General features: G+C 50.9%; 24 protein-coding genes, 2 tRNA genes, 1 other RNA gene and 1 pseudogene. 2 read left to right on the forward strand and 26 right to left on the reverse strand.

Translation table 11 applies throughout. The features are described 5' to 3' along the window. Positions 1-41 precede the first annotated feature (41 nt). On the reverse strand, positions 42-1097 hold the full coding sequence (gene aroG / locus IG609_RS13910) for a 3-deoxy-7-phosphoheptulonate synthase AroG (protein WP_138255846.1): 1056 nt from the start codon (positions 1095-1097) through the stop codon (positions 42-44). A 296-nt stretch (positions 1098-1393) separates the two neighbouring features. Here aroG and zitB point away from each other — a divergent pair, with 296 nt between their 5' ends. Further along, positions 1394-2344, forward strand: coding sequence for a CDF family zinc transporter ZitB (zitB, locus tag IG609_RS13915; protein WP_193400135.1), 951 nt, complete (start codon positions 1394-1396; stop codon positions 2342-2344). Positions 2345-2351: 7 nt separating this feature from the next. Here zitB and pnuC read toward each other — a convergent pair whose 3' ends face one another. The 17 genes from pnuC to cydA form a co-directional block, all read right to left on the reverse strand. After that, positions 2352-3077: a nicotinamide riboside transporter PnuC gene (gene pnuC / locus IG609_RS13920; protein WP_193400133.1), complete on the reverse strand. Its 726-nt coding sequence runs from the start codon at positions 3075-3077 to the stop codon at positions 2352-2354. A gap of 58 nt (positions 3078-3135) precedes the next feature. Continuing rightward, entirely contained in the window at positions 3136-4197 is a 1062-nt protein-coding gene (gene nadA / locus IG609_RS13925; RefSeq protein WP_193400131.1) for a quinolinate synthase NadA, read from the reverse strand. A gap of 409 nt (positions 4198-4606) precedes the next feature. Beyond that, complete coding sequence (locus IG609_RS13930; protein ID WP_193398833.1) at positions 4607-5323, reverse strand: DUF554 domain-containing protein; 717 nt, start codon at positions 5321-5323, stop codon at positions 4607-4609. A 236-nt stretch (positions 5324-5559) separates the two neighbouring features. Continuing rightward, positions 5560-5694: non-coding RNA, RtT sRNA (locus IG609_RS13935), on the reverse strand. Positions 5695-5739: 45 nt separating this feature from the next. Then, positions 5740-5815 (reverse strand) — tRNA-Lys (locus IG609_RS13940). A 51-nt stretch (positions 5816-5866) separates the two neighbouring features. Then, positions 5867-5942 (reverse strand) — tRNA-Lys (locus tag IG609_RS13945). A gap of 175 nt (positions 5943-6117) precedes the next feature. Then, entirely contained in the window at positions 6118-6894 is a 777-nt protein-coding gene (gene cpoB / locus IG609_RS13950) for a cell division protein CpoB (RefSeq protein WP_193398832.1), read from the reverse strand. Positions 6895-6903: 9 nt separating this feature from the next. After that, positions 6904-7413 (reverse strand): peptidoglycan-associated lipoprotein Pal, encoded by a 510-nt coding sequence (pal, locus tag IG609_RS13955; protein ID WP_010299226.1) that lies wholly within the window; start codon positions 7411-7413, stop codon positions 6904-6906. Between the two features lie 40 nt (positions 7414-7453). Beyond that, positions 7454-8746: a Tol-Pal system beta propeller repeat protein TolB gene (gene tolB / locus IG609_RS13960; RefSeq protein ID WP_102116646.1), complete on the reverse strand. Its 1293-nt coding sequence runs from the start codon at positions 8744-8746 to the stop codon at positions 7454-7456. 137 nt (positions 8747-8883) lie between these two features. After that, the gene (gene tolA, locus IG609_RS13965) at positions 8884-10059 is read right to left on the reverse strand and encodes a cell envelope integrity protein TolA (RefSeq protein ID WP_193398831.1); all 1176 of its coding nucleotides are present in this window, start codon (positions 10057-10059) and stop codon (positions 8884-8886) included. Between the two features lie 64 nt (positions 10060-10123). Further along, positions 10124-10549 (reverse strand): colicin uptake protein TolR, encoded by a 426-nt coding sequence (tolR, locus tag IG609_RS13970; RefSeq protein WP_193398830.1) that lies wholly within the window; start codon positions 10547-10549, stop codon positions 10124-10126. Between the two features lie 12 nt (positions 10550-10561). Further along, on the reverse strand, positions 10562-11248 hold the full coding sequence (tolQ, locus tag IG609_RS13975; protein WP_193398829.1) for a Tol-Pal system protein TolQ: 687 nt from the start codon (positions 11246-11248) through the stop codon (positions 10562-10564). After that, positions 11245-11649 (reverse strand): tol-pal system-associated acyl-CoA thioesterase, encoded by a 405-nt coding sequence (gene ybgC / locus IG609_RS13980; protein ID WP_193398828.1) that lies wholly within the window; start codon positions 11647-11649, stop codon positions 11245-11247. Before ybgC ends, tolQ begins: the two co-directional genes overlap by 4 nt. Before the next feature lie 133 nt (positions 11650-11782). Further along, positions 11783-12076, reverse strand: coding sequence for a cyd operon protein YbgE (ybgE, locus tag IG609_RS13985; RefSeq protein ID WP_193398827.1), 294 nt, complete (start codon positions 12074-12076; stop codon positions 11783-11785). After that, on the reverse strand, positions 12073-12180 hold the full coding sequence (gene cydX, locus IG609_RS13990) for a cytochrome bd-I oxidase subunit CydX (protein ID WP_193398826.1): 108 nt from the start codon (positions 12178-12180) through the stop codon (positions 12073-12075). The genes ybgE and cydX overlap by 4 nt, the downstream gene beginning before the upstream one ends. Positions 12181-12196: 16 nt before the next feature. Then, positions 12197-13336 carry a cytochrome d ubiquinol oxidase subunit II gene (gene cydB / locus IG609_RS13995; protein ID WP_193398825.1) on the reverse strand — a complete coding sequence of 380 codons (1140 nt, stop codon included), beginning with the start codon at positions 13334-13336 and terminating at the stop codon, positions 12197-12199. 13 nt (positions 13337-13349) lie between these two features. Beyond that, complete coding sequence (gene cydA, locus IG609_RS14000; protein WP_102116654.1) at positions 13350-14918, reverse strand: cytochrome ubiquinol oxidase subunit I; 1569 nt, start codon at positions 14916-14918, stop codon at positions 13350-13352. A 665-nt stretch (positions 14919-15583) separates the two neighbouring features. Here cydA and IG609_RS14005 point away from each other — a divergent pair. After that, positions 15584-15975: pseudogene (locus IG609_RS14005) on the forward strand (IS1 family transposase). A gap of 12 nt (positions 15976-15987) precedes the next feature. Here the strand turns inward: IG609_RS14005 and sucD are convergent. The 8 genes from sucD to sdhC form a co-directional block, all read right to left on the reverse strand. After that, positions 15988-16860 (reverse strand): succinate--CoA ligase subunit alpha, encoded by an 873-nt coding sequence (gene sucD / locus IG609_RS14010; RefSeq protein WP_010285005.1) that lies wholly within the window; start codon positions 16858-16860, stop codon positions 15988-15990. Then, a complete protein-coding gene (gene sucC, locus IG609_RS14015; RefSeq protein ID WP_193398824.1) occupies positions 16860-18026 on the reverse strand; it encodes an ADP-forming succinate--CoA ligase subunit beta in 1167 nt (388 codons plus the stop codon). Before sucC ends, sucD begins: the two co-directional genes overlap by 1 nt. 202 nt (positions 18027-18228) lie before the next feature. Further along, positions 18229-19455: a 2-oxoglutarate dehydrogenase complex dihydrolipoyllysine-residue succinyltransferase gene (gene odhB / locus IG609_RS14020; RefSeq protein ID WP_193400129.1), complete on the reverse strand. Its 1227-nt coding sequence runs from the start codon at positions 19453-19455 to the stop codon at positions 18229-18231. A gap of 15 nt (positions 19456-19470) precedes the next feature. Next, positions 19471-22278, reverse strand: coding sequence for a 2-oxoglutarate dehydrogenase E1 component (gene sucA, locus IG609_RS14025; protein WP_193400127.1), 2808 nt, complete (start codon positions 22276-22278; stop codon positions 19471-19473). 275 nt (positions 22279-22553) lie between these two features. Continuing rightward, the gene (locus IG609_RS14030) at positions 22554-23270 is read right to left on the reverse strand and encodes a succinate dehydrogenase iron-sulfur subunit (RefSeq protein ID WP_010299189.1); all 717 of its coding nucleotides are present in this window, start codon (positions 23268-23270) and stop codon (positions 22554-22556) included. 16 nt (positions 23271-23286) lie between these two features. Continuing rightward, entirely contained in the window at positions 23287-25053 is a 1767-nt protein-coding gene (sdhA, locus tag IG609_RS14035) for a succinate dehydrogenase flavoprotein subunit (protein WP_193398820.1), read from the reverse strand. Beyond that, positions 25053-25400: a succinate dehydrogenase membrane anchor subunit gene (gene sdhD / locus IG609_RS14040; protein WP_193400125.1), complete on the reverse strand. Its 348-nt coding sequence runs from the start codon at positions 25398-25400 to the stop codon at positions 25053-25055. The genes sdhA and sdhD overlap by 1 nt, the downstream gene beginning before the upstream one ends. Continuing rightward, positions 25394-25783, reverse strand: coding sequence for a succinate dehydrogenase cytochrome b556 subunit (gene sdhC, locus IG609_RS14045; protein WP_010284996.1), 390 nt, complete (start codon positions 25781-25783; stop codon positions 25394-25396). The genes sdhD and sdhC overlap by 7 nt, the downstream gene beginning before the upstream one ends. Positions 25784-25820 lie beyond the last annotated feature (37 nt).

Genomic DNA, 25820 nt, shown 5'->3' on the forward strand with positions numbered 1-25820 from the left:
CCGGCCTGTGCCGGGTTTTTTTATGAAATTGCCATTCGATGTTACTTGCTACGACGTTCACGTACCGCAGAAGCCAGTTGACGCAGCAGGGATTCTGTATCTTCCCAGCCAATGCAGGCATCGGTCACGCTGCGGCCATAAACCAGCGGTTCACCGCTTTCCAGATTCTGGTTGCCTTCGACCAGATGGCTTTCCACCATCACGCCCATAATCGCTTTTTCACCCTGTGCAACCTGCCCACAAACATCAGTACAAACTTCCATCTGCTTTTTGAACTGCTTGCTGCTGTTCGCATGGCTGAAATCGATCATAACCTGCGGCGTCAGACCCGCTTTTTCCAGACCAATTTTCACGTCTTTCACATGCTCAGCGCTGTAGTTCGGCGTTTTTCCGCCACGCAGAATGATGTGGCAATCGTTGTTACCGCTGGTGTTCACGATAGCCGAGTGGCCCCATTTGGTCACAGACAGGAAGCAGTGTGGTGCACTGGCGGCGTTGATCGCATCAATTGCGACTTTGATCGTACCGTCGGTGCCGTTTTTAAAGCCGACAGGGCATGACAGGCCAGATGCCAGTTCACGGTGTACCTGAGATTCCGTCGTACGTGCGCCGATAGCGCCCCAGCTCATCAAATCCGCCATGTATTGCGGGGTGATCATATCCAGAAATTCACCCGCAGCCGGTAAACCGATGTCGTTAATTTCCAGCAGCAGCTGGCGTGCAATGCGCAAGCCGTCATTGATCTGGAAGCTGTTGTCCATGTGTGGATCGTTGATCAGCCCTTTCCAGCCAATCGTAGTGCGTGGTTTTTCAAAATAAACCCGCATAACCACTTCCAGATCGTCGCTCAGCTCGTTACGCAGCGTCAGCAAACGTGCGGCATACTCTTTTGCTGCTTTCGTATCGTGGATCGAGCAAGGACCAATGACCACCAGCAGGCGGTCGTCATTGCCGTTAAGAATTTTATGGATGGCAGTACGCGCGAACGATACCGTTTCCGCTGCCTTCTCCGTGGCTGGAAACTTTTCTAGCAAAGCAACCGGCGGCAAAAGTTCATTAATCTCTTTAATTCTTAAATCATCATTTTGGTAATTCATAAATAAATCCATCGGTTCCGAAACGGTATGTTAGCCCCATCCAATACGCGCCATCCCGCCTATACGGGTCGCCTGAGAAACGGGATGTTTCATATTGAAGATTGATTATTATATGTCAAGCTGGTGTTGTCAGGGCGCTGAAATCAGCGGGATTTACGCGATCAAATGCTCTCAGATGCCGCATCCGTCCTATTTTCACCAGAAAATAGCGCAACGGACAGATCGGGTGAACCACAGAATAGGTTTTCTCTGTGGGTTTCAGTAAAGTAGGATAAAACCGCAACTCAGGGTGATCTATGGCACATAACCACAGCCACACAGAATCAGGTAACAGTAAACGTCTGCTGGCCGCGTTTATCATTACCGCCACGTTTATGGTGGCAGAAGTCATTGGCGGCCTGCTGTCCGGCTCCCTCGCCCTGCTGGCGGATGCAGGCCATATGTTGACGGACGCCGCCGCGCTGTTCGTCGCGCTTGTCGCCGTACGTTTTGCACAGCGTAAGCCCAATGCGCGCCATACCTTTGGCTATTTGCGACTCACGACCCTCGCCGCCTTTGTGAACGCGCTGACGCTGATACTGATTACCGCCTTCATCTTCTGGGAAGCCGTTCAGCGCTTCTATGATCCCCAGCCCGTTGCGGGCGTGCCTATGCTGCTTGTCGCCGTTGCCGGTTTGGTGGCAAATATCGTGGCATTTTGGCTGTTACACCACGGCAGTGAAGAGAAAAATATTAACGTCCGCGCGGCAGCCCTGCATGTGCTGGGCGATCTGCTCGGATCCGTTGGTGCGATTGCCGCAGCCATTATCATTCTTTATACCAACTGGACGCCTATCGACCCGATTCTCTCCATTTTAGTGTCGTGTCTGGTGCTGCGTAGTGCGTGGGCGTTATTGAAAGAGAGTATTCATGAGTTGCTGGAAGGTACGCCCGGACAACTTAGCGTTGAGGTTCTACAGAAAGATCTGACGCTGAATATTCCCGAAGTCAGAAACATCCATCACGTTCACTTATGGCAGGTTGGCGAAAAACCGATGATGACGCTGCATGCACAGGTAGTTCCCCCTCACGATCACGATGCGTTGTTAAGGCGGATTCAGGAATATTTACTGAAGCATTACCAGATTGAACACGCGACGGTTCAGATGGAATATCAACGCTGTGATGATGACCACTGCACTTTCCACTATCAGGAAAGTCATTATCATGAAAGCCATGATGCAGAAGGTCACCACCACAAGCATTAAGTTTGGACTACACGCCGTGTGAAACCGCGCTGACGCGATTCTCCTGCGCGCTCTTAATCCACAGCCAAGAGCCGTTCAGGGCAATCAGCGTCAGAATCGCGTATTCTACCGCCATCGCGTAGACGCCCTGATAAGCAAAAATCACCACGCTTATCACATCAATCACCACCCACAGCAGCCAGTTTTCGACGTATTTGCGCGTCATCAGGATCATCGCCACAATCGACAGCACCATCATGGTGGAATCCCAGAATGGGAACGCATCTGGCTGGAGAGTCGGCATCTGCACAGACAACCCCAGCCCCTGCATACCAGAAACGGCAATACGCGTCAGCACGGCAAACACCGCGTCAATGTAGAATGTCATCAAGCCAATCGCGACAACGCACGCTACCGACCAGCCAATGAGTTTCTGCACCGGTAGCCAGCGGATGCGTAACTCCACTTCCTGCGAATCTGTCTTGCGCGTCCAGGCATACCAGCCATAAATGTTGGCAACAAAAAAGAAGATTTGCAGCAACAGGCTGGCGTAAAGCTGAATCTGGAAAAAGATCACGGCAAACAACGTGACGTTAATCAATCCAAACAGATAGTTGATAGTTTTTTCCTGACTCGCGAACCAGATACACAGCAGGCCAAACAGAGTCCCAATCGCCTCAATCCAGGAAAGCGCATATCCCCCTTCCCCCAAAGGGATATGAATTAAAATATTGCTGGTACTTAAAAAGTCCATCTCACCACCCTGTCTCAATTATTGTAAAAAAACGCTATCAAGATGCCCAAGATCTCCGTCAGGCATTCCCTTTCACACGCAATTTTAGCGAAGCCGCAAAATCCAGCATGCGATTCAGCGGGATTAACGCACCTTCTCGCAGGGCTGCATCAATATGAATCTCATGAGCGTCACCGCCTTGCTCCAGGCCGTTAGCAATCGCCTCAAGCCCGTTCATCGCCATCCACGGGCAGTGGGCGCAGCTGCGGCAGGTTGCCCCTTCGCCCGCGGTGGGCGCTTCCAGCAACGTTTTCTCTGGGCAGGCCTGCTGCATCTTGTAGAAAATGCCGCGATCGGTCGCCACAATCAGTTCGCGCTGCGGCAGCGTTTTCGCCGCCTGAATCAGTTGGCTGGTTGACCCAACGGCGTCAGCCATCTCTACCACGCTCTGTGGCGATTCCGGATGGACTAGAATTGCTGCATCCGGGTACAGAATCTTCATGCGCTGCAGCGCCTGCGTTTTAAATTCGTCGTGCACAATGCACGCGCCCTGCCAACACAGTACATCCGCCCCTGTCTGCTTTTGTACATAGCTTCCCAGATGGCGGTCCGGTGCCCAGATAATCTTTTCTCCCAAGCTATCTAGATGCTCGATCAGTTCCACCGCGATGCTGGATGTCACCACCCAATCCGCACGTGCTTTCACTGCCGCGGAGGTATTGGCATACACCACCACCGTTCGGTCTGGGTGTGCATCGCAAAAACGGCTGAACTCATCGACGGGACAACCGAGATCGAGCGAGCATTCTGCTTCCAGCGTAGGCATCAGAATCGTCTTTTCCGGGTTGAGTATCTTGGCGGTCTCTCCCATAAAGCGGACACCCGCGACCAGCAGCGTCGATGCCGAATGGGTGCTGCCGAAGCGTGCCATTTCCAGCGAATCCGCTACGCAGCCGCCGGTTTCTTCCGCCAGCGCCTGAATTTCAGGATCGGTATAGTAGTGCGCGACCATGACGGCATTTCTTTCCCGCAGCAGCGTTTTTATCCTGCTACGATAGTGCTGTTTTGCATCAGCCGATAAAGGTCTGGGCTTCGGCGGAAAGGGATAAATGGTCTCATTGCTATCAAAAAGGATACTCATTATAAATTTCCACGATGACAACTCGGGTTGTAACACCAGATACTCATTAATGATCAGTATCGACGTTTTTTATCCTAAACAAAATACCGAAATCCTGCCCTAAAGTCGCGGTATTTTTTCCATAAAACCCGCCATTCTGTTTATTATGCTTAAAATAGTAGGGTAAATGCGTACATTGCATGACTCGTAGAAAAGAGACGTAGAAGAGGGGCAAAGAGAGAAATGGCGTGGCCAGCCTCTATATCAGACTATATCGCGATACCCTGACCGTCATAAACGTGGACACTAAACCAGAAGTGACAGAGCAATTAGCTATGCCTTTACCACCACACGTTTACCGATCAGGAAATGACACAAAATTTAGCGGCGACTTGCCTTCGATCGTCAGCCGCTAATCAGACGCAGCGCTTTAGGCGAAGAAGCGATGCCAGTACAGAGAGACAGGAATAACCAGAACCAACGCAGGCAGGAAGTTAACCACCGCAAATGATTTGATCTGCGCGATCCTTAGTCCTACAGCAATCATGATAATTCCTCCACAGGCAGAAAAATCACCCATAGTGATCTCAGTCATAAAGGGCATAATCAATTTGGCGGAGAAGAATAGCAGCGTCTGGATAATAACCTGCGGTATCGCAATCGACATCACGGCAAGGCCAAGCGTGATGGAAAAAATCAGCGCTGTGAAAATATCCAAAGCAGATTTGATGATCAGCAGTTGATAATCACCAGTGAGTCCTTCCGTCAACGCCCCAACCACACCGGTTCCGCTGGCACAAAACAGGACGATTAACGCGGTAAAATTCTGAGTGTAAACATCCTGCGGTAAGCGGTGTTCCTGTGCAGGCAGCACGCGGTTTAATCCTTTCTGAATCATCATGCCAGCCCACTGCACGCCGGATTCCATACGTAGCAGCTCACCTAACGCAACGCCAATCACAATAGCCAGCGCCACCGCAGGCAGTTGCTGGACTTTCACAACCAGCGTCACCCCCATTGCAATCGACACCATCGCAAATGCTGGCGGAAGGCCATCTTGCAAACGCTGAGGGATAAAACGACGCAAAGTAATACCCAGACCACTACCAATCAAGATAGCGGCGCCATTAATCAACGGACCAATCATATATCTTCCTAAACAGGGCAATACGCGCTTCCCTGTGGCAATGACTCCATCCCTGCTCGATAGGATTAGAAAACAGTTCCTGACGGGTTGTATAGTCCATTGAGAGGGACAAAGACCTAATATACCGCAAAGTATTAATGAGTAGGAAATGATGATGGGCTTTATCTCACCTACACAACACGTGCGATATATAATTTAAAATGAATTTATTCGAGGAAGGAAATCTACTGCCGAAGTGGTGGGTCGTGCAGGATAACTCGGCCTCCGGCCTCGCCCCTTCGGGGTCAACGCTAACGCGTTGCTGTCTCGTTTCGCTCGGCTCGAACCTGCGAACAATTGATTAAAGTCAAGATACTTGGTATGTGAATAACGAGAGGAATAGCGATTGTATAATGTTGAATTGAATTGCTAGGATATGGTGGGTCGTGCAGGATTCGAACCTGCGACCAATTGATTAAAAGTCAACTGCTCTACCGACTGAGCTAACGACCCGCAATGCGGAACTACTTTGATACTTAATGCTGTTATAACTGAACTTGAAATTGGTGGGTCGTGCAGGATTCGAACCTGCGACCAATTGATTAAAAGTCAACTGCTCTACCGACTGAGCTAACGACCCAATTTCATGCTGCTTTAGCGTTTTGCTATTTGCCTTGGCAACGGCGGCACATATTACTGATTTAAATTTTCGGCGCAACCTATTTTCTTAAAAAACTGTTTGATTGCTTACTCTTAAGACGTTTAGGCACAAAAACCGCTCATGATGCGCAATTTTTGTGCCAATTAAGACGGGGTTACGATGCAGATAAACGTTTTTGTGCCTGCTTTGCACTTTCCGTATTGGGGTACATTTTTACAACTTGCTGGTAAACGGCCTTGGCTTTATCAACCTGACCTTTTTCCTGCATGATCACCCCAACCTTCAGCAACGCCTCGGAGCTTTTTGGTGACTTGGGATAATTTTTGACTACATTGGCGAAATAGTACGCCGCATCGTCCTTTTTCCCCTTGTTGTAATTCAACTGACCAAGCCAATAGTTAGCATTAGGTTGATACGTTGAATCTGGGTACTTTTTGACGAATGCCTGAAATGCGCTGATAGCCTGATCGTACTGTTTTTTCTCCATCACGAGGGCGACTGCGGCATTGTAATCTGTATTCGCATCACCCGTACTGGCTGGTGCCGCCGTATTGGCAGCACCAGTATCAGTACCCGCCGCAGCGGCAGGTGCACCGTCTGTCGTCGGTGTAGAAGATGATTGCGAACTTAATCCATCAATCTGCTGATAGATCTGTTTCTGTCGTTCAACAACCTGATTCAACTGATACTGACTTTCCTGAATCTGCCCACGGAGGCTGTCAATATCACGCTGATTATCAGAGACCTGCTGTTGAAGTTGGGTTAAAAGCTGACTGTGAGCGTTAGAAATACGCTCCAATTGAGTGACGCGATCTTCGACCGAGCCTGAGCCGACATTACTGATTGGCGCTTGGGCAGTAGCGGCCCAAGGGACCGCTACGCCAACCAGTAACGACAGACCCAACAGGTGATGTCTGAAGTTACTGCTCATGCGATTCTCTTAATATACCAGAACGGCACGACGGTTTTTGGCATAAGCCGCTTCGTCATGACCGAGAACAGCTGGTTTCTCTTTACCGTAAGAAACGATAGAGATCTGATCGGAAGAAACGCCTTTACCTTGCAGGTACATTTGTACCGCGTTGGCACGACGCTCACCCAGAGCGATGTTGTATTCTGGCGTACCGCGTTCGTCCGCATGACCTTCGATAGTCACTTTATAAGACGGGTTGCTACGCAGGAATGCAGCGTGTGCGTCCAGCATCTGAGCGAATTCAGAGCTCACATCGTACTTGTCCAGACCGAAGTAAACGATGTTGTTGCGCTGTAATTCTTGCATCTGCAAACGAGCTTGCTCAGAAGAAGACATGTTGCCACCGTCCATCATGCCGTTGTTGCCTGCACCCATGGAAGATTGGTCATTGTCTGCGTTCTTGTTGGAGCTACAAGCGGCCACTGCCAGTACCGGCAGAGCCAACATCAGGCCTTTCAGCACTTTATTGAATTGCATTTCTTATGTCCTTTGACGAGTTTATTGTACATATCTGTACTTATAGATACGGCGACCAGGCAGGGAATTTAACCTGTCCATCAGTAGCCGGAAGACGCGCTTTGAAACGCCCATCTGTCGAAACCAACTGTAGCACTGAACCCAGCCCTTGTTTGGAACTGTAGATCACCATCGTGCCATTCGGTGCGATACTTGGCGTTTCGTCTAGGAACGTGTCCGTCAATACTTGTACGGCACCCGTTACCAGATCCAGTTTGGAAATATGCTGAGCTCCACCATTCGAGCTCACCGTTACCAAAAATTTCCCGTCGGCGCTCACATCTGAGTCCTGATTCTGAGAACCTTCCCAGGTCAGACGCTGTGGCGCGCCGCCGTTAGCATTCACTTTATAAACCTGCGGACGACCAGCCTGGTCTGAAGTATAGGCCAAGGTCTGGCTGTCTGGGAACCAGGTTGGTTCCGTGTTATTGCTGCGACCATCGGTCACCTGGCTGATTTGCCCCGATCCCAGGTTCATCACATACAGATTCAAGCTACCGCTCTTAGACAGTGCGAACGCTAACTTGCTGCCATCAGGAGAGAAAGAAGGCGCACCGTTGTGACGCGGGAAGGAAGCAACCTGACGGATTGCACCATTTGCCAGCGTCTGAATAACCAACGCAGAACGGCCACTTTCAAACGTTACATAGGCGAGCTTGCTGCCATCTGCGGACCAGGCCGGAGACATCAGCGGCTGTGGTGAGCGGTGAACCACAAATTGGTTGTAGCCGTCATAATCCGCAACGCGCAGTTCATAAGGGAACTGACCACCGTTAGTCTGAACGACGTAAGCGATACGGGTACGGAACGCCCCTTTGATACCACTCAGTTTCTCAAACACTTCATCACTGGCTGTGTGCGCCGCATAGCGCAACCACTGCTTGGTCACTTTGAACTGATTCTGCGCCAATACGTTGCCTGGGTTACCCGAAGTATCGACGAGTTGGTAAGAAACCAGATAGCTGCCATCAGCACTTGGTTGAACCTGACCAACCACAACCGCATCAATGCCCAATGCCGTCCATGCTGCTGGCGTCACTTCAGATGCCGTTGCAGGTTGCTGAGGCATACGGTTTGCATCGATCGGGTTGAATTTTCCGCTGTTACGCAAGTCAGCACCCACGATGCCGCCTACGTCTTCAGGCGCAGCGCCCGGACCAGCCCATTTGAACGGAACAACACCGATAGGACGTGCAGAGTCTACCCCTTGGGTAATCTCAATACGTACTTCCGCGTGCAGCGCCGCTGCCCACAGCATTAAAAAGCTTACTGCAATTTTCAGTACTTGCTTCATCTCATCTCCCTTATCCAGACGCGAAGTCTACGATAAATTAGCAGAATTTTAACAAAAACAAACCAATGTCAACAAAACAACATAACCTGGTTTATTTACCATCGTAATAATCTTAAACCTATGGGTAAACAGCCCGGTTACTGCGGTTTAAAGTCTATTGGCGCATTTTTAAAAGCCTCATAAACATCCGTACTGGGTGGCTTCGGTATTCTAGCCTGTTTGGCAGCCGCGATAGCCGCCTGGCATAACGCCGGATCGCCGCCTTCAGCAGTGACATCAATCAGCAGACCATCTGGCGCCAGCTTAATCCGTAACGTACAGGTACGTCCTTTGTAGAGCTGCCAGTCATAAAACTTGCTCTGAATGGCTGAACGCACCTGACTACCATAGCTATCAAGCGCTGCACCTGATGCACCGCTCTTCTTATTGTTACCTGTGCCCGCAGGCGCACCACCACCAGACTTCGGCGCATTTTTCGATGAAGCCAGCCCACCCAGCAAATCATCAACGGCGCTTTCCTGCTTAGCCGCTTCTGCGGCCGCTTTCTTTTTATCATCAGCGGCTTTCTTAGCTGCTGCAGCGGCTTCTGCTTTCTTCGCTGCTTCAGCGTCGGCTTTTTGCTTAGCCGCCTCGGCTGCTGCTTTTTGTTTAGCTTGTTCAGCCTCTGCGGCTACCTTTGCAGCTTCCGCTTTAGCGGTTTCTGCTGCCTTCTGCTTAGCAGCTTCAGCAGCTTTTTCTTTAGCCTCTTCTTCTGCCTGCTTCTTAGCCGCAGCAGCTGCAGCGGCCTGTTTCTTCGCTTCGTCTTCCGCTTTCTTTTTAGCGTCTGCCGCCGCTTTCGCCTGCTGTTCAGCTTCAGCCTTAGCTTTTGCAGCTGCAGCTTCGGCTTGCTTCTGCTGTTCTTTTGCCTGCTGAGCCGCCGCTTCAGACTGCTTACGCTGTTCAGCCTGTTCCTGAGCCTGCTTTTTCGCCTCTTCCTGCGCTTGCAGACGCTCTTTTTCCAACTCTTTCAGCCGCTGCTGTTCAGCCACTTGCTTCTGCTGGAGTTCTTCGGCCTGCCGTTCAGCTTGCTTCTGACGCAGCTGTTCAGAACGTTTCGCATCGGTCTGCTGCTGCTGTTGGCGGTTATATTGCTCCACCACTGCGCTCGGATCGACCATTACAGCATCAATTGACGAGCCTCCGCCGCCCCCGCTGGCATCCATCGTTTGCGTCGACGAACTCCAGAGCAGCAAAGCAATCAGTATGATGTGCAAAACAGCCGAGATGATCACGGCACGTTTCAGCTTATCGTTTTGTTGGTTTGCCTTTAACACAAGCGATTCCCAAAAACAGTGTTGCCAGAAATAGGCTTAACGATCATTACCGTAATACGCTCATTTAAATCGGTTGCGTCATCAAACCAACGGATTTTACGCCAGCCTGATGCAACAAATTCAACGCTTTAATGATCTCATCATAAGGAACATCCTTCGCGCCACCAATTAAAAAGACCGTCTTTGGATTAGCTAACAGTCGTGATTGCGCTTCAGCAACCACCTGTTCTGCTGGGAGTTGCTCCATACGGTTTTGTTCAATCACCAGGCTATATTGTCCTATGCCCGAAACCTCTACGATCACGGGCGGATTATCGTTGCTGGAAACCGTTTTTGAGTCGGTCGCATCAGGCAGATCCACCTCAACGCTCTGAGTAATAATCGGCGCTGTCGCCATAAAAATCAGCAACAGCACCAACAACACATCCAGTAGCGGAACAATGTTGATCTCGGATTTCAGCTCACGACGACCTCTGCGTACTCGTGCCATGCTCCCCCCTGATTACTTGCTGTTGTCGCTGGAGAACGCCTGACGGTGCAGGATCGCGATGAACTCTTCTGTAAAGTTGTCGTAGTTCTGCTCCAGTTTGCCCACCCGCTGGTTAAGGCGGTTATACGCCATAACCGCAGGAATAGCTGCAAACAACCCTATTGCAGTTGCAATCAAGGCTTCGGCAATACCAGGGGCAACCATTTGTAAGGTTGCCTGCTTCACTGCGCCCAGCGCGATGAAAGCGTGCATAATTCCCCAAACAGTACCGAACAGACCGATATACGGACTGATAGAACCCACGGTGCCCAAAAATGGAATGTGTGTTTCCAGCGTTTCCAATTCACGGTTCATTGAAATGCGCATTGCACGAGACGCCCCTTCCACCACAGCTTCGGGCGCATGACTGTTGACACGATGCAACCGTGCAAATTCTTTGAAACCTGAATGGAAGATTTGTTCAGTGCCCGTCAGGCTATCGCGGCGAGTCTGACTTTCCTGATAGAGGCGCGACAGTTCGATACCAGACCAAAATTTGTCCTCGAACGCCTCAGCCTCACGCGTCGCCGAGTTCAGAATTCGGGTACGTTGAATAATGATCGCCCAAGAAGCGATAGAAAAACAGATTAAAATCAGCATGATTAGTTTGACCAGAAGGCTTGCCTTCAGGAACAAATCAAAAACGTTCATGTCAGTCACTGCTTGAACTCCGCGACAATAGACTTAGGAAGCGCAATTGGCTTCATTTGATGTGGATCGATGCATGCGATCAAAACTTCAGCATGGCTTAGCAGGATGCCATGAGCATTGAGAATACGCTGTGCGAAAGTCAGAGAAGCACCGCGCATCGAGATAATCTCACTTTGCACTTCCAGCATGTCGTCGAGGCGCGCAGGAGCAAGATACTCCACCGTCATCCGACGAACAGCAAACGCGATATGCTCACTTAGCAAAACTTGCTGGTGAAAGTTGCGCTCACGCAACGCCTCAGTCCTTGCCCTTTCATAAAAGGCAACATAGCGTGCATGGTAGACAACGCCACCTGCATCAGTGTCTTCAAAGTAGACTCGAACTGGCCAGCGAAACAACGAATTACTCACTCTACATCCCAGTAATGCATTAAACCTCGCTACTATACGCAAGAGGAATCAGGTTTGGAATGGATTGTGGCAACGGAAAGAAAATAATTATGGGCTGCAAGCAACCCATAACTAAATGGAATAGGGGGCTATTTTAACCGAAGAAATAGTACAATCCTGCGCACAGGATCACAAAGGCGGGAAGTGGGGCGAAAAACACGCGCCAGAGCAGGCGATGTGGACGGAAACCAACGCCATGAACAACGCCAGCACAAACGGCCCAAATCAGCAGCAGCCCCTGCCAAACAGAGAGTTCGCTAGTTCGCGCCGCAAAGCGCGTCGGATCCCAGAACACACAACCAGCCAGCAGCAACGCTACGATAAAGGAAAGAGCCCTTATCGGGCTCTTATCCATCAGGCGATAAAATTTATCGACCAGATCACTCATTGCTTATCTTCTTCAGTTGCCTCACTCTGCTCAATAGCCAGGGCCGTGACGATCCCCAGTGAGCAAGCAAGAAGCGTTCCGAGTATCCAGGCAAAATACCACATAAATTAAGCTCCTTACTTAGTACATAGAGTGAGTGTTTTGCTCAATCTGCTCTTTGGTAATACGACCGAACATCTTGTAATAGCACCATGCGGTATAAGACAGCACGATTGGAACGAAAATCATCGCAACCACGGTCATGACTTTCAGCGTCAGCAGGCTCGATGTTGCATCCCATAATGTCAAGCTAACGTTAGGCACAGTCACTGACGGCATGATGAACGGGAACATCGCGATCCCTGCGGTCAGAATCACACAAGCGATAGTCAGAGAGGAGAACAGGAATGCCCATGCCCCTTTCTCTGCGCGCGCCATGAGGGTCGTCAGCAGCGGCAACACCACACCCAACGCGGGGATAGCCCACAATATCGGATGATTATTGAAGTTGATCATCCAGGCACCTGCTTGCTGAACGACCTCTTTACGCAGCGGGTTAGATTCAGCTGCGGTATTAATCGCAGACGTCACCACATAACCATCAATACCGTAAACGACCCATACGCCAGCCAGAGCAAACGTCACCATCATCACCAACGCGGAAATCTGCGCGGCAGATTTGGAACGCACGTGCAGGTCGCCCGTGGTCCGCATCATCAGATAGGTTGCACCCTGAGTCAGGATCATCGTCAGGCTAACCACACCAGCCAACAGGCCAAACGGGTTCAGCAGTTGGAAGAAGTTTCCGGTGTAGTACAGACGCAGATATTCATCAACGTGGAACGGCACGCCCTGCAACAGGTTACCAAATGCCACACCAATCACTACCGGTGGGACAAAGCTACCGATGAAGATGCCCCAGTCCCACATACCACGCCAGCGCGGATCTTCGATTTTTGAACGGTAATCGAAGCCCACAGGACGGAAGAACAGTGAGGCTAGCACCAGAATCATGGCAATGTAGAAACCAGAAAACGCGGCGGCATAAACCATCGGCCAAGCAGCAAACAGGGCACCACCCGCAGTGATCAGCCAGACCTGATTACCGTCCCAGTGCGGCGCAATACTGTTAATCATGACGCGACGCTCGGTATCACCACGTCCCATCAGACGCACCAGAATACCCACGCCCATGTCAAAACCATCGGTGATAGCGAAGCCAATCAGTAAAATACCGATCAACAGCCACCAGATAAAACGTAAGACTTCATATTCAAACATAGTGGACTCCTGTTTACCGTGCTTCCTGCGCAGCCGCTATAGGTTGTTCAAAATGGTAGCGTCCTGTTTTCAGGCTGCTCGGCCCAAGACGTGCGAATTTGAACATCAGATACATTTCTGCAACCAGGAAGAGCGTATACAGACCACAGATCAGCCCCATGGAGAACAGAATATCCCCTGCAGTCAGTGATGACGTCGCAACGGCTGTCGGCAGGATCTCACCAATAGCCCAAGGCTGACGGCCATATTCAGCCACAAACCAGCCGGCTTCGACAGCAATCCAGGGCAGCGGAATACCGTACAACGCCGTACGGAGCAGCCAACGTTTTTGGCCGATCTTGTTGCGCAGAACGGTCCAGAAAGACAGGCCGATGATCAACAGCATCAGAATGCCGCAGCCCACCATGATACGGAAAGAAAAATACAGCGGTGCAACACGTGGGATAGAATCTTTAACCGCCTGTTGAATCTGCGTTTCTGTCGCATCAGAGACTTTTGGCGTATAGCGTTTCAGCAACAGGCCATAGCCCAGATCTTGCTTAGACTGTTCGAACGCTTCTTTTACCGCTGGGTCAGTATTGCCCGCACGTAATTCTTCCAGCAACTGGTAGGCCTTCATACCATTGCGAATACGCACTTCATGCATCGCCAGCAGTTCTTTCAGACCGGTAACTTCTTTATCAGTAGAACGCGTGGCAATGATTCCCAAGGCATAAGGAATCTTGATGTCATAGTTATTTTCCATCGTATCCTGATTCGGGATGCCGATCAGCGTAAAGGATGCCGGAGCAGGTTGTGTTTCCCATTCGGCTTCAATCGCTGCCAGTTTGGTTTTCTGTACGTCACCCATTTCATAACCAGATTCATCACCCAGTACAATAACGGACAGGACAGAAGCCATACCGAAACTTGCTGCGATAGCGAATGAACGCTTGGCAAACGCAATGTCACGGCCTTTCAGCAGATAGTAAGAACTGACACCCAGAATGAACATCGCACCCGTACAGTAACCTGCCGCTACCGTGTGAACGAATTTCACCTGAGCAACTGGATTCAGTACCAGATCGGCGAAACTTACCATTTCCATACGCATGGTTTCGAAGTTGAAATCCGAAGCGATGGGGTTCTGCATCCAGCCATTGGCAACCAGAATCCACAGAGCGGAGAAGTTAGAGCCCAGCGCGACCAGCCAGGTCACAGCCATATGCTGCACCTTTCCTAAACGGTCCCAACCGAAGAAGAACAAGCCAACAAAGGTCGATTCCAGGAAGAACGCCATCAGGCCTTCAATCGCTAACGGCGCGCCGAAAATATCCCCGACGTAGTGAGAGAAGTATGACCAGTTAGTCCCGAATTGAAACTCCATGGTCAATCCAGTAGCGACCCCCAGAGCGAAGTTAATTGCGAATAACTTGCCCCAGAATTTGGTCATATCTTTATAGATTTGTTTGCCGGACAGCACATATACCGTTTCCATAATCGCCAGCAAAAACGCCATCCCGAGCGTTAATGGTACGAATAGAAAATGGTACATTGCGGTTAAGGCAAACTGTAAACGTGACAGTTCGACTACATCAAACATTTTGACTCCTTGCTCCTCGCAGGAAGGGATTAGCTTGCAAACGCTGACAAGCTGCCAAACATCCGGCCATTACACCCAAAAGAACACAACAAGAATTGCTTTAATACAAGCTGTAATGAACGTTAGGAATACCGTTCATCAGGGCAGTCACACCGCAACCCCCCAGCAGCAAGCTCAAGATAAATCACAAGTATTACAAATTGCGTACCCCATAGGGAGGTAGCCGTATATTACGCCTGTAATCCCCTATAATAAATAGGTTTTTACGTGACCCAGACTAGGTTTTTGGCTTCAAATCAACTTTCCAACTAAAAGACACGAAAGGCGATAATTGACCTCGCGCAATTTAAGCCTATTTCAGAAATTATATCCAGAGGCGTTTTTTGATCTAAAACAATTTAATGCTTCTCTCGTGATTAGTGCGTTGCATTAATTTCTTTATTGCACTCATTGTTAATGCAATGTTGCTTTTCGGTTTAATTGAAATTAATTCAGCAATATAATTTTTACTTTCAGTAATCGATTATTCACATGCTTTTCTCATCTTCTATTTTATGTCGAATTTTTATTTTTATTGCTGGCAACCGTGCAATATTTCTTGCTAAACAGAGTAATGACTCCAATTAGTTGAATTGATGTGTACTGCTCGCTTTTGAGGTTTTCTTATGGCCAGCGTTACTGTTTATTGTCCCCGTTGTCAGTCTGCTCAGATTTACCGACATGGGCAGAACCCTAAAGGCCGTGATCGGTTTCGCTGCCGCGATTGCTACCGCGTGTTCCTGCTCACTTATACCTATGAAGCCCGTAAGCTCGGTGTCAAAGCGCAAATTACGTACCGAAAGATAAGCATCTGACGGGTAAAATCTTTACGCTGCGCATTGAGCGTAACAACCTGACTCTCCGTACCCGAATCAAGAGGCTGGCTCGCAGAACAATTTGCTTCTCGCGCTCAATAGAGATCCACGAAAAAGTCATTGGAGCCTTCATCGAAAAATATACGTTCTACTCATTGGCGCCATTACCAAAAAAGCCACCCGAAGGTGGCTGGTATATTTAATCGGCTAATCGATTAACGCGATAATATTGCTTTTACTGCATCGCCGATATCCGCTAGGCTGCGAACGGTTTTAACACCCGCTGCTTCTAACGCTGCGAATTTATCGTCAGCAGTACCTTTACCACCCGCGATGATGGCGCCAGCGTGGCCCATGCGCTTACCTTTCGGTGCCGTCACACCCGCGATGTAGCCGACAACCGGCTTCGTCACGTGCTCTTTAATGTAAGCAGCCGCTTCTTCTTCCGCCGTACCGCCGATTTCACCGATCATCACGATGGCTTCCGTCTGCGGATCCTGCTCAAACAGCTTCAGAATATCGATGAAGTTAGAACCTGGGATCGGGTCGCCGCCGATACCCACACAGCTTGACTGACCCAGACCCGCATCGGTCGTTTGCTTCACCGCTTCATACGTCAGCGTACCGGAACGAGAAACGATACCCACTTTACCCGGCAGGTGAATATGGCCCGGCATGATACCGATTTTACATTCGCCCGGCGTGATCACACCTGGGCAGTTCGGACCGATCATCCGCACGCCGCTCTGATCAAGTTTCACTTTCACCGTCAGCATATCCAGCGTCGGGATACCTTCGGTGATACAGATGATCAGCTCAATACCTGCGTCAATCGCTTCCAGAATGGAGTCTTTACAGAACGGAGCGGGAACGTAGATAACCGATGCCGTTGCGCCCGTCGCTTCTACTGCTTCACGCACCGTATTAAATACGGGCAGACCCAGATGTTCCGTGCCGCCTTTACCCGGCGTCACACCGCCAACCATTTGCGTACCGTAAGCAAGTGCTTGCTCAGAGTGGAATGTCCCCTGACTACCGGTAAAACCCTGACAGATAACTTTGGTATTTTTATTAATCAGAATGGACATTATTTACCCTCCACAGCTGCAACAACCTGCTGAGCAGCACCCGTCAGGCTGGTCGCGGCAATAATATTCAGGCCGCTATCCGCCAGTTTCTTGGCACCCAGTTCCGCATTGTTTCCTTCAAGACGTACAACAACCGGTACGTTAACGCCCACTTCGGCTACGGCGCCGATGATGCCATCAGCGATCAAATCGCAACGTACGATGCCACCAAAGATGTTAACAAAAACGGCTTTTACCTTGTCGTCAGACAGAATGATTTTGAACGCTTCAGTCACACGTTCTTTCGTCGCGCCGCCACCTACATCAAGGAAGTTAGCAGGAGCACCGCCGTGCAGCTTAACGATGTCCATCGTGCCCATCGCCAGACCCGCACCATTGACCATACAGCCAATGTTGCCGTCCAGTGCGACGTAGTTTAGTTCCCACTGCGCCGCATGGGCTTCACGGGAATCTTCCTGACTTGGGTCGCGCATTTCACGCAGCTCAGGCTGACGGAACAAGGCATTGCCATCCGCACCCAGCTTGCCATCCAAACAGATCAGATCGCCCTGCTTGGTGATAACCAGCGGGTTGATTTCTACCAGAGCCAGATCGCGCTCAAGGAACAGCGTCGCCAGCCCCATAAAGATTTTGGTGAACTGAGCCACTTGCTTACCGCTCAGACCCAGTTTGAAGGCCAGTTCACGGCCCTGATAAGGCTGTGGGCCGACCAGTGGATCGATCGCCGCTTTATGAATCAGTTCCGGCGTTTCTTCTGCCACTTTTTCAATTTCTACGCCACCTTCGGTGGACGCCATGAACACCACACGACGCGTGCCACGGTCAACAACTGCGCCCAGATAAAGCTCTTTGTCGATATCCGTTGCAGCTTCAACCAGGATCTGATGAACCGGCTGACCCTGTGCGTCAGTTTGATAAGTAACGAGTTTTTTACCCAGCCAGTTTTCAGCAAAGGCGCGGATATCTTCTTTATTGCTGACGACTTTAACGCCGCCCGCTTTACCGCGACCGCCTGCGTGAACCTGACATTTTACGACCCACGGACCCGCACCAATTTTAGACGCGGCTTCTTCCGCTTCACGCGGTGTGCTACAGGCATAGCCGGTCGGTGCCGGTAAACCATATCGAGCAAAGAGTTGTTTTGCCTGATACTCGTGTAAATTCATGATGTTCTATCCATTTAGGTTTGGAGATAAGTCGGCAGACGGTTTTTCATCACCGAATCTTTCGGTAGAGAAAAGCGCCATTAACTCTCTGATATATTTGGATAACGCCGTTGAAAAGAAACGGCCTGCATAGCACATAATCTGGTATATCGTTTCGGGCGGAAACCGTCAGGGTTATCCGCCCGAGAGCCTATCTGTCGGACTAAACGTCTAACAGCAGACGCGCTGGATCTTCCAGCATCTCTTTCACCGTCACCAAGAAGCCAACGGACTCACGGCCGTCGACCAAACGGTGATCGTAAGACAGCGCCAGATACATCATCGGCAGAATAACAACCTGACCATCAACCGCCATCGGACGATCTTTAATGGCGTGCATACCCAAAATCGCACTCTGCGGTGGGTTGATGATTGGGGTAGACATCAGAGAGCCAAAGACGCCGCCGTTGGTAATGGTGAAATTACCGCCCAGCAGTTCTTCAACCGTCAGTTTGCCGTCACGGCCTTTTACGGCAAGCTCTTTGATGCGCTTCTCGATGTCGGCCATGCCCAGCGCATCCACATCACGCAGGACTGGCGTAACCAGACCACGCGGGGTAGACACCGCGATGCTGACATCGAAGTAGTTGTGATACACTACATCTTCGCCATCAATAGACGCATTCACTTCTGGATAACGCTTCAGCGCTTCGACCACCGCTTTGATGTAGAAGGACATGAAGCCCAGACGCACACCGTGACGCTTCTCAAATGCGTCGCCGTACTGCTTGCGCAGATCCATGATTGGCTGCATGTTGATTTCGTTGAACGTCGTCAACATTGCCGTGCTGTTTTTCGCTTCCAGCAGACGTTCTGCAACCCGCTTACGCAGACGCGTCATCGGTACGCGTTTTTCGCTGCGCGCGCCCAGAGCAGGTAGTGGAGCAGCCGCCGGAGCCTCGGACTTAGCCGCTTTAGCAGGCTCCTTCTTCTGGGTAGCCAAATGCTTATCCACGTCTTCACGGGTAATTCGACCGCCGACGCCGCTGCCTTTGATAGCAGAGGCATCGAGATCGTGCTCTGCAATCAGACGGCGGATTGCCGGGCTAAGCGCATCGCTGTTCTCTTCTTCCAGCCCAGCCGTATGGCGCTGTGCTGGTGTTGATTCTTTGCTCTGTGATTTCTCGCTGGTTTCTTTACCGGAGCTATCGCCACGGCGGATACGGCCCAGTAACTGGCGAGACGTTACGGTCGCGCCTTCTTCTTCCAGCACGGCATCCAGAATGCCCGCTTCAGAGGCAGGCACTTCCAACACAACTTTGTCAGTTTCAATTTCAACCAGTACTTCATCGCGCTGAACGCTATCGCCTGGCTTTTTATGCCAGGTCGCAACGGTGGCGTCAGCGACGGATTCAGGCAGGTCGGGTACATGAATATCTACGCTACTCATTATCTATCCTTTTATTTAATCAACGTTCAGCGCGTCATCAACCAGATCTTGCTGTTGTTTCTGGTGTACGGACATATAGCCAACGGCGGGTGATGCAGACGCCGGGCGTCCTGCGTAACGTAAAGAAGCCCCAAACGGAATCACTTCACGGAAATGGTGCTGACTGCAATACCAGGCTCCCTGATTCAGCGGCTCTTCCTGACACCACACGAAATCGTGAACATGGGCAAACGATTCCAGCGCAGCTTGAACGGCCTGATGCGGGAACGGATAAAGCTGTTCGATACGGACGATCGCGACATTCTTTTGCTCGTTCTTGCGGCGCTGTTCTACCAAATCATAGTAGACCTTACCGGAACAAAGCACGACACGCTTCACGGCTGCCGGATCTAATTCTTCTACTTCACCAATCGCCGGCTGGAAGGAACCATTTGCCAGTTCATCCAGTGAAGAGATCGCCAGCGGATGACGCAGCAGAGATTTCGGTGACATGACCACCAGCGGACGGCGCATACCGCGCAGCGCCTGACGACGAAGCATGTGATAAACCTGCGCTGGCGTTGACGGAATACAGACCTGCATATTTTGCTCAGCGCACAACTGCAGGTAGCGTTCCAGTCTGGCAGACGAGTGCTCAGGGCCTTGACCTTCGTAACCGTGCGGCAGCAGCATGACCAGACCACACATACGACCCCACTTCTGCTCACCGGAGCTGATGAACTGGTCGATAACGACCTGCGCACCGTTGGCGAAGTCACCAAACTGCGCTTCCCAGATAGTCAGGGTGCGCGGTTCTGCGGTCGCATAGCCGTATTCAAACGCCAAAATCGCCTCTTCAGACAATACGGAGTCCCAGACGTTAAACTCGCCCTGTCCGTTATGCACGTGGTTCAACGGCGTGTAGCTGGAACCATTTTTCTGGTTATGCACGACAGCATGACGATGGAAGAAGGTACCGCGACCGCTGTCCTCACCAGACAGACGAATCGGAATGCCTTCATCGACCAGCGTGGCGTAGGCCAGCGTTTCTGCCCCGCCCCAGTCAAACGGTTTGTTGCCCGCCGCCATTTCGGCACGGTCAGCATAAACTTTGGCAACACGAGGATGGATTTCAATCCCTTCCGGCACTTCACTGATACGCTTCGCCAATTCCTGCAAGCGTTTCATTTCCGTTGCATGCGGATAAGGCTCATCCCACTCATGGTTCAGATACGGCGTCCAGGTAAAGGACTGCATATCCATCTGACGCCATTCTTCCACCACGCATTCACCCGCATCCAGCGCATCGCGGTACAGGTTGACCATTTCGGTGGCATCTTCCAGCGTAATGGATTTTTCCTGCTCCAGACGATCGGCGTATACCTTACGCGGCGTCGGGTGTTTCTTGATCTTCTGGTACATCATCGGCTGCGTTGCACTTGGCTCGTCAGCTTCGTTATGACCATGACGGCGATAACAAATCAGATCGATGAACACATCACGCTTAAACTCATTACGGAAATCCAGCGCCAGACGCGTAACAAACGCCACCGCTTCCGGGTCGTCTGCATTAACGTGGAAAATCGGCGCCTGCACCATCTTGCCGATATCGGTACAGTATTCGGTTGAGCGAATGTCCAGCGGGTTAGAGGTGGTGAAGCCGATACGGTTGTTGATCACAATACGCAGTGTGCCGCCAACTTCGTAGCCACGCACCGTCGACATGTTCAATAGCTCCTGCACCACGCCCTGACCGCTGATTGCCGCATCACCGTGAATGGTGATAGGTAAAACACGCGGACCGCTCTGGCTATTCAGACGATCGAGACGCGCACGTACAGACCCTGTTACTACCGGGCTGACGATTTCGAGGTGCGATGGGTTGAACGCCAGCGCCAAATGCACCAGACCGCCAGCCGTCTCGAATTCAGACGAGAAACCCTGGTGATATTTCACGTCACCGGTACCGAGGTGTTCTTTATGCTTACCAGCAAACTCGTCAAACAGATCCTGAGATTTTTTTCCCAACACGTTGATCAGCACGTTGAGGCGGCCACGGTGTGCCATCCCCAATACCACTTCGCGAGTACCGTTTGCACCCGCATGGCGAATCAGCTCTTTCAGCATCGGAACCAGTGCATCACCGCCTTCCAGCGAGAAACGCTTAGCACCAGGATATTTGGCCCCCAGATAACGCTCCAGCCCTTCGGCTGCGGTTAACTCTTTCAGGAAACGGCGTTTTTCTTCAAGAGAAAATGACGGCTGCCCCATTACCGATTCGATACGCTGCTGGATCCAGCGTTTCTCTTCCGTACTGGTCATGTGCATATATTCTGCACCGATAGAACCGCAATAGGTGCGTTTCAGCGCGTCATACAGATCTTCCAGTTTCATGGTGTCTTTGCCGATGGCAAAAGACCCCACATTGAAGGATTCCTGCAGATCATCCTGCGTCAGGTTGTGGTAATCCAGATCCAATTCTGCAACAGGTTCCTGCGGGCGCAGGAAGATCGGGTCAAGGTTAGCTTGCTGATGTCCACGGAAGCGGAACGCATTGATCAGTTGCAATACCTTGACCTGCTTAGCATCAATATCGGGATCGGTGACTGACGAGGTAAAGCGCGAAGAGTCTTTCGCCAGACGGCGGAAATATTCACGCGTTTTGGAATGGAGTTGATCCGGTTTGACCCCACTCGTAGGCAATTGCTGGAAGATAGAGCGCCAGCTATGTTCGATCGAGTCAGGATCGGTTAAAAAATCTTCATAGAGTTGCTCTATGTAGGACTGATTCGCACCCGCCAAATAGGAGGAATCCAGCCAGGCCTTCATCGCGCCGTTCTGCATTATGATCCCTTAAGCTAATAAGCTTCAGTTTTCGCCGTGGTTAACATGTAATTAGTGTCCGTATATTGTTCGCCGTAAAAACGGTTCACTTGTCGTACTTCGGTACGCGCTTAGGGTATCCATCCCCCCTAAGGAACCTTTAAAAACCGGTTCGGGCGCGTAAGCCGGTTTTTAAAGGTTTCCTGCGCTCCCTCTGAAGAATAGCAACTTCAGAGGGAGATACATGTTTTACTGCTTAATCTTTATGCAATAACACGTTACGTACTGACGAGTCATTACGCGCTACGGTGCAACAGCATCGATTTAATATGACCAATAGCCTTGGTCGGGTTCAGCCCTTTCGGACACACGTTGACGCAGTTCATGATGCCGTGGCAGCGGAAGACGCTGAACGCATCGTCCAGATCGTCCAATCGTGGCGTGGTTTCAGTATCGCGGCTGTCAATCAGGAAGCGATACGCTGCCAACAGCCCCGCAGGTCCGACAAACTTGTCCGGGTTCCACCAGAACGACGGGCAAGATGTTGAACAGCAGGCGCACATGATGCATTCATACAACCCATCCAGCTTGGCACGTTGTTCAGGCGATTGCAGATGCTCACGCGCCGGCGGATTTTTCCCATTATTCAACAGGTAAGGCTTTATTTTCTCATATTGAGCATAGAACTGTCCCATGTCCACTACCAAATCACGAACAACCGGTAATCCAGGTAAAGGACGGATAACAATTTTGCTGTTTCCGCGACGTAACGCGGAAACTGGCGTGATACAGGCCAGCCCATTTTTGCCGTTCATGTTGACGCCATCGGAACCACAGACGCCTTCACGGCAAGAACGACGGAATGACAGCGTTGGATCCTGCTCTTTCAGCAGCATCAGCGCATCCAGCAGCATCATGTCGCGGCCTTCTTCCGCCTCCAACTGGTAATCCTGCATCCGCGGAGCGTCGTCAACATCTGGGTTGTAACGATAAATAGAAAATTCGAGTTTCATCGTTTGATCTCCGCAATTAATAAGTACGTACTTTCGGCGGGAACGCCGGACGCAGTTTAGGCTGCATGTTCACCTCACGGCGCGTCATGCTGTCGGTTTGCGGCAGATACAACGAATGGCACAACCAATTTTCATCGTCGCGCTCTGGGTAGTCGAAGCGGCTGTGTGCACCACGGCTTTCGGTACGGAAGTTGGCCGATACCGCCGTCGCATACGCGGTTTCCATCAGATTATCCAGCTCCAGACATTCGATACGCTGGGTGTTGAACTCACTTGAGGTGTCATCCAAACGCGCGTTCTTCAGACGTTCACGGATCACTTTCAGCTCTTCCAGCCCTTTCGCCATCGCATCGCCTTCACGGAAGACCGAGAAGTTGTTCTGCATACAGGATTGTAGCGCCTTGCGGATTTCAACCGGATCTTCCCCTGAACGCGTATTATTCCAGCGGTTCAGGCGGTCGAGCGAGGCTTCAATATCGGATGCGCTGGCATCACGGCTCTCGCCCTGCTCGTTCAACGACTCTTGCAGGTGAATACCCGCCGAACGACCAAATACCACCAGATCGAGCAGCGAGTTACCGCCCAGGCGGTTAGCACCATGAACCGAGACGCAGGCAATTTCACCCACGGCAAACAGCCCAGGAATCACCACATCTTCACCTTTCTCATTCACAGTCAATGCCTGACCGCTTACTTTGGTCGGAATACCGCCCATCATGTAGTGGCAGGTTGGGATAACTGGAATCGGTTCTTTTACCGGGTCGACGTGAGCAAATGTGCGAGACAGCTCCAGAATGCCCGGCAGACGGGATTCCAGAACATCTTTACCCAGATGGTCCAGTTTCAGCTTGGCATGTGGTCCCCACGGGCCTTCACAGCCGCGGCCTTCACGAATTTCGATCATGATGGAACGGGCAACCACATCACGACCAGCCAGATCTTTCGCGTTTGGCGCATAACGTTCCATGAAACGTTCACCGTGCTTGTTCAGCAGGTAACCGCCTTCACCACGGCAGCCTTCTGTCACCAACACACCCGCACCCGCAATACCGGTCGGGTGGAACTGCCACATTTCCATGTCCTGTAACGGAACGCCCGCACGCAGTGCCATGCCCACCCCGTCACCGGTATTAATGTGCGCGTTGGTGGTGGACTGGTAAATACGGCCTGCGCCGCCGGTCGCCAGCACGGTCGCTTTCGCTTTGAAATAGACAACTTCACCGGTTTCGATACAGATCGCCGTACAGCCGACCACCGCGCCATCCTGATTCTTCACCAGATCGAGGGCATACCATTCGGAGAAAATAGTGGTGTGATTTTTCAGGTTCTGCTGATACAGCGTATGCAGCAGGGCATGACCGGTACGGTCAGCGGCAGCCGCAGTACGTGCGGCCTGCTCACCGCCAAAATTCTTGGATTGACCACCGAACGGACGCTGATAAATGCTGCCATCATCCAAGCGGGAGAACGGTAACCCCATATGTTCCAGTTCCAGAATCGCTTCTGGGCCGGTTTTACACATATATTCAATCGCGTCCTGATCGCCAATGTAATCCGACCCTTTTACGGTGTCGTACATATGCCATTCCCAGTTGTCCTCATGAGTGTTTCCCAGCGCAACGGTGATACCGCCCTGCGCGGACACAGTGTGAGAACGGGTTGGGAACACTTTCGATAACAGGGCACAGGACAGGCCCATTTGGGAAATTTGCAGCGCGGCACGCATACCTGCGCCACCCGCGCCAACAACAACGGCATCAAATTCTCTGACTGGCAAATTCATCACGCACCCCACACCACAATAGTTCCATAAATGACGTACACCAACAGCGCTACGACAATCGCCAACTGTAAAGTCAGGCGTAAGGCCAGCGGTTTAATGTAGTCGGTCAGCACTTGCCACATTCCTATCCAGGCATGAACCAGAATGGAAAATAACGTTAGCAGTGTGAATACTTTGGTGAGGGCCATCGCGAAGAAACCACGCCAGATTTCATACGTGATGTCGCCAGCCGTAGCAATAAAACCAATAATATAAATTACATATAGAGCAATGACGATGGCGGAAGCGCGAATCAGTAACCAATCGTGTACGCCATTGCGTCCTAACGCAGAAGCATTGCTTACCATACGAGGACTCCAGCCAGAATTGAAAGCACGACAGTAATAATAAAGGAGATATTTGCAGAACGCTTGCCTGCGGCAAAGTCTTCTTCTATATAGCCAAAATCCATCAATAGGTGACGTATACCACCAACAATGTGATAAGCCAACGCGACGAGGATGCCCCAAACGATAAACTTGACGATGAAGCTATCCATAATTTCCGCAGCACGCAGGAACCCTTCCTCTGAAGAAAGAGAAGTGCCTAACAGCCACAGTAAAATACCGACAGCGACAAAGGTGATAACGCCGGAGACGCGGTGAAGAATAGATGCTATCGCAGTAACGGGAAACTGGATCGTCTGCAATTCCAGATTGACAGGTCTTTGTTTTTTCACAGATTTGCCCACACAGCTTTTATTATTGTTTCTTCCTCCGGGCCTGATG

The organism is Pectobacterium quasiaquaticum (assembly GCF_014946775.2).
Classification (GTDB): Bacteria; Pseudomonadota; Gammaproteobacteria; order Enterobacterales; family Enterobacteriaceae; genus Pectobacterium; species Pectobacterium aquaticum.

Coding starts and splice junctions, on each gene's coding strand:
- aroG (WP_138255846.1), bottom strand. CDS start 1,097: ATGAATTACCAAAATGATGATTTAAGAATTAAAGAGATTAATGAACTT.
- zitB (WP_193400135.1), top strand. CDS start 1,394: ATGGCACATAACCACAGCCACACAGAATCAGGTAACAGTAAACGTCTG.
- pnuC (WP_193400133.1), bottom strand. CDS start 3,077: ATGGACTTTTTAAGTACCAGCAATATTTTAATTCATATCCCTTTGGGG.
- nadA (WP_193400131.1), bottom strand. CDS start 4,197: ATGAGTATCCTTTTTGATAGCAATGAGACCATTTATCCCTTTCCGCCG.
- IG609_RS13930 (WP_193398833.1), bottom strand. CDS start 5,323: ATGATTGGTCCGTTGATTAATGGCGCCGCTATCTTGATTGGTAGTGGT.
- cpoB (WP_193398832.1), bottom strand. CDS start 6,894: ATGAGCAGTAACTTCAGACATCACCTGTTGGGTCTGTCGTTACTGGTT.
- pal (WP_010299226.1), bottom strand. CDS start 7,413: ATGCAATTCAATAAAGTGCTGAAAGGCCTGATGTTGGCTCTGCCGGTA.
- tolB (WP_102116646.1), bottom strand. CDS start 8,746: ATGAAGCAAGTACTGAAAATTGCAGTAAGCTTTTTAATGCTGTGGGCA.
- tolR (WP_193398830.1), bottom strand. CDS start 10,549: ATGGCACGAGTACGCAGAGGTCGTCGTGAGCTGAAATCCGAGATCAAC.
- ybgE (WP_193398827.1), bottom strand. CDS start 12,076: ATGAGTGATCTGGTCGATAAATTTTATCGCCTGATGGATAAGAGCCCG.
- cydX (WP_193398826.1), bottom strand. CDS start 12,180: ATGTGGTATTTTGCCTGGATACTCGGAACGCTTCTTGCTTGCTCACTG.
- cydB (WP_193398825.1), bottom strand. CDS start 13,336: ATGTTTGAATATGAAGTCTTACGTTTTATCTGGTGGCTGTTGATCGGT.
- cydA (WP_102116654.1), bottom strand. CDS start 14,918: ATGTTTGATGTAGTCGAACTGTCACGTTTACAGTTTGCCTTAACCGCA.
- sucD (WP_010285005.1), bottom strand. CDS start 16,860: ATGTCCATTCTGATTAATAAAAATACCAAAGTTATCTGTCAGGGTTTT.
- sucC (WP_193398824.1), bottom strand. CDS start 18,026: ATGAATTTACACGAGTATCAGGCAAAACAACTCTTTGCTCGATATGGT.
- odhB (WP_193400129.1), bottom strand. CDS start 19,455: ATGAGTAGCGTAGATATTCATGTACCCGACCTGCCTGAATCCGTCGCT.
- sucA (WP_193400127.1), bottom strand. CDS start 22,278: ATGCAGAACGGCGCGATGAAGGCCTGGCTGGATTCCTCCTATTTGGCG.
- IG609_RS14030 (WP_010299189.1), bottom strand. CDS start 23,270: ATGAAACTCGAATTTTCTATTTATCGTTACAACCCAGATGTTGACGAC.
- sdhA (WP_193398820.1), bottom strand. CDS start 25,053: ATGAATTTGCCAGTCAGAGAATTTGATGCCGTTGTTGTTGGCGCGGGT.
- sdhD (WP_193400125.1), bottom strand. CDS start 25,400: ATGGTAAGCAATGCTTCTGCGTTAGGACGCAATGGCGTACACGATTGG.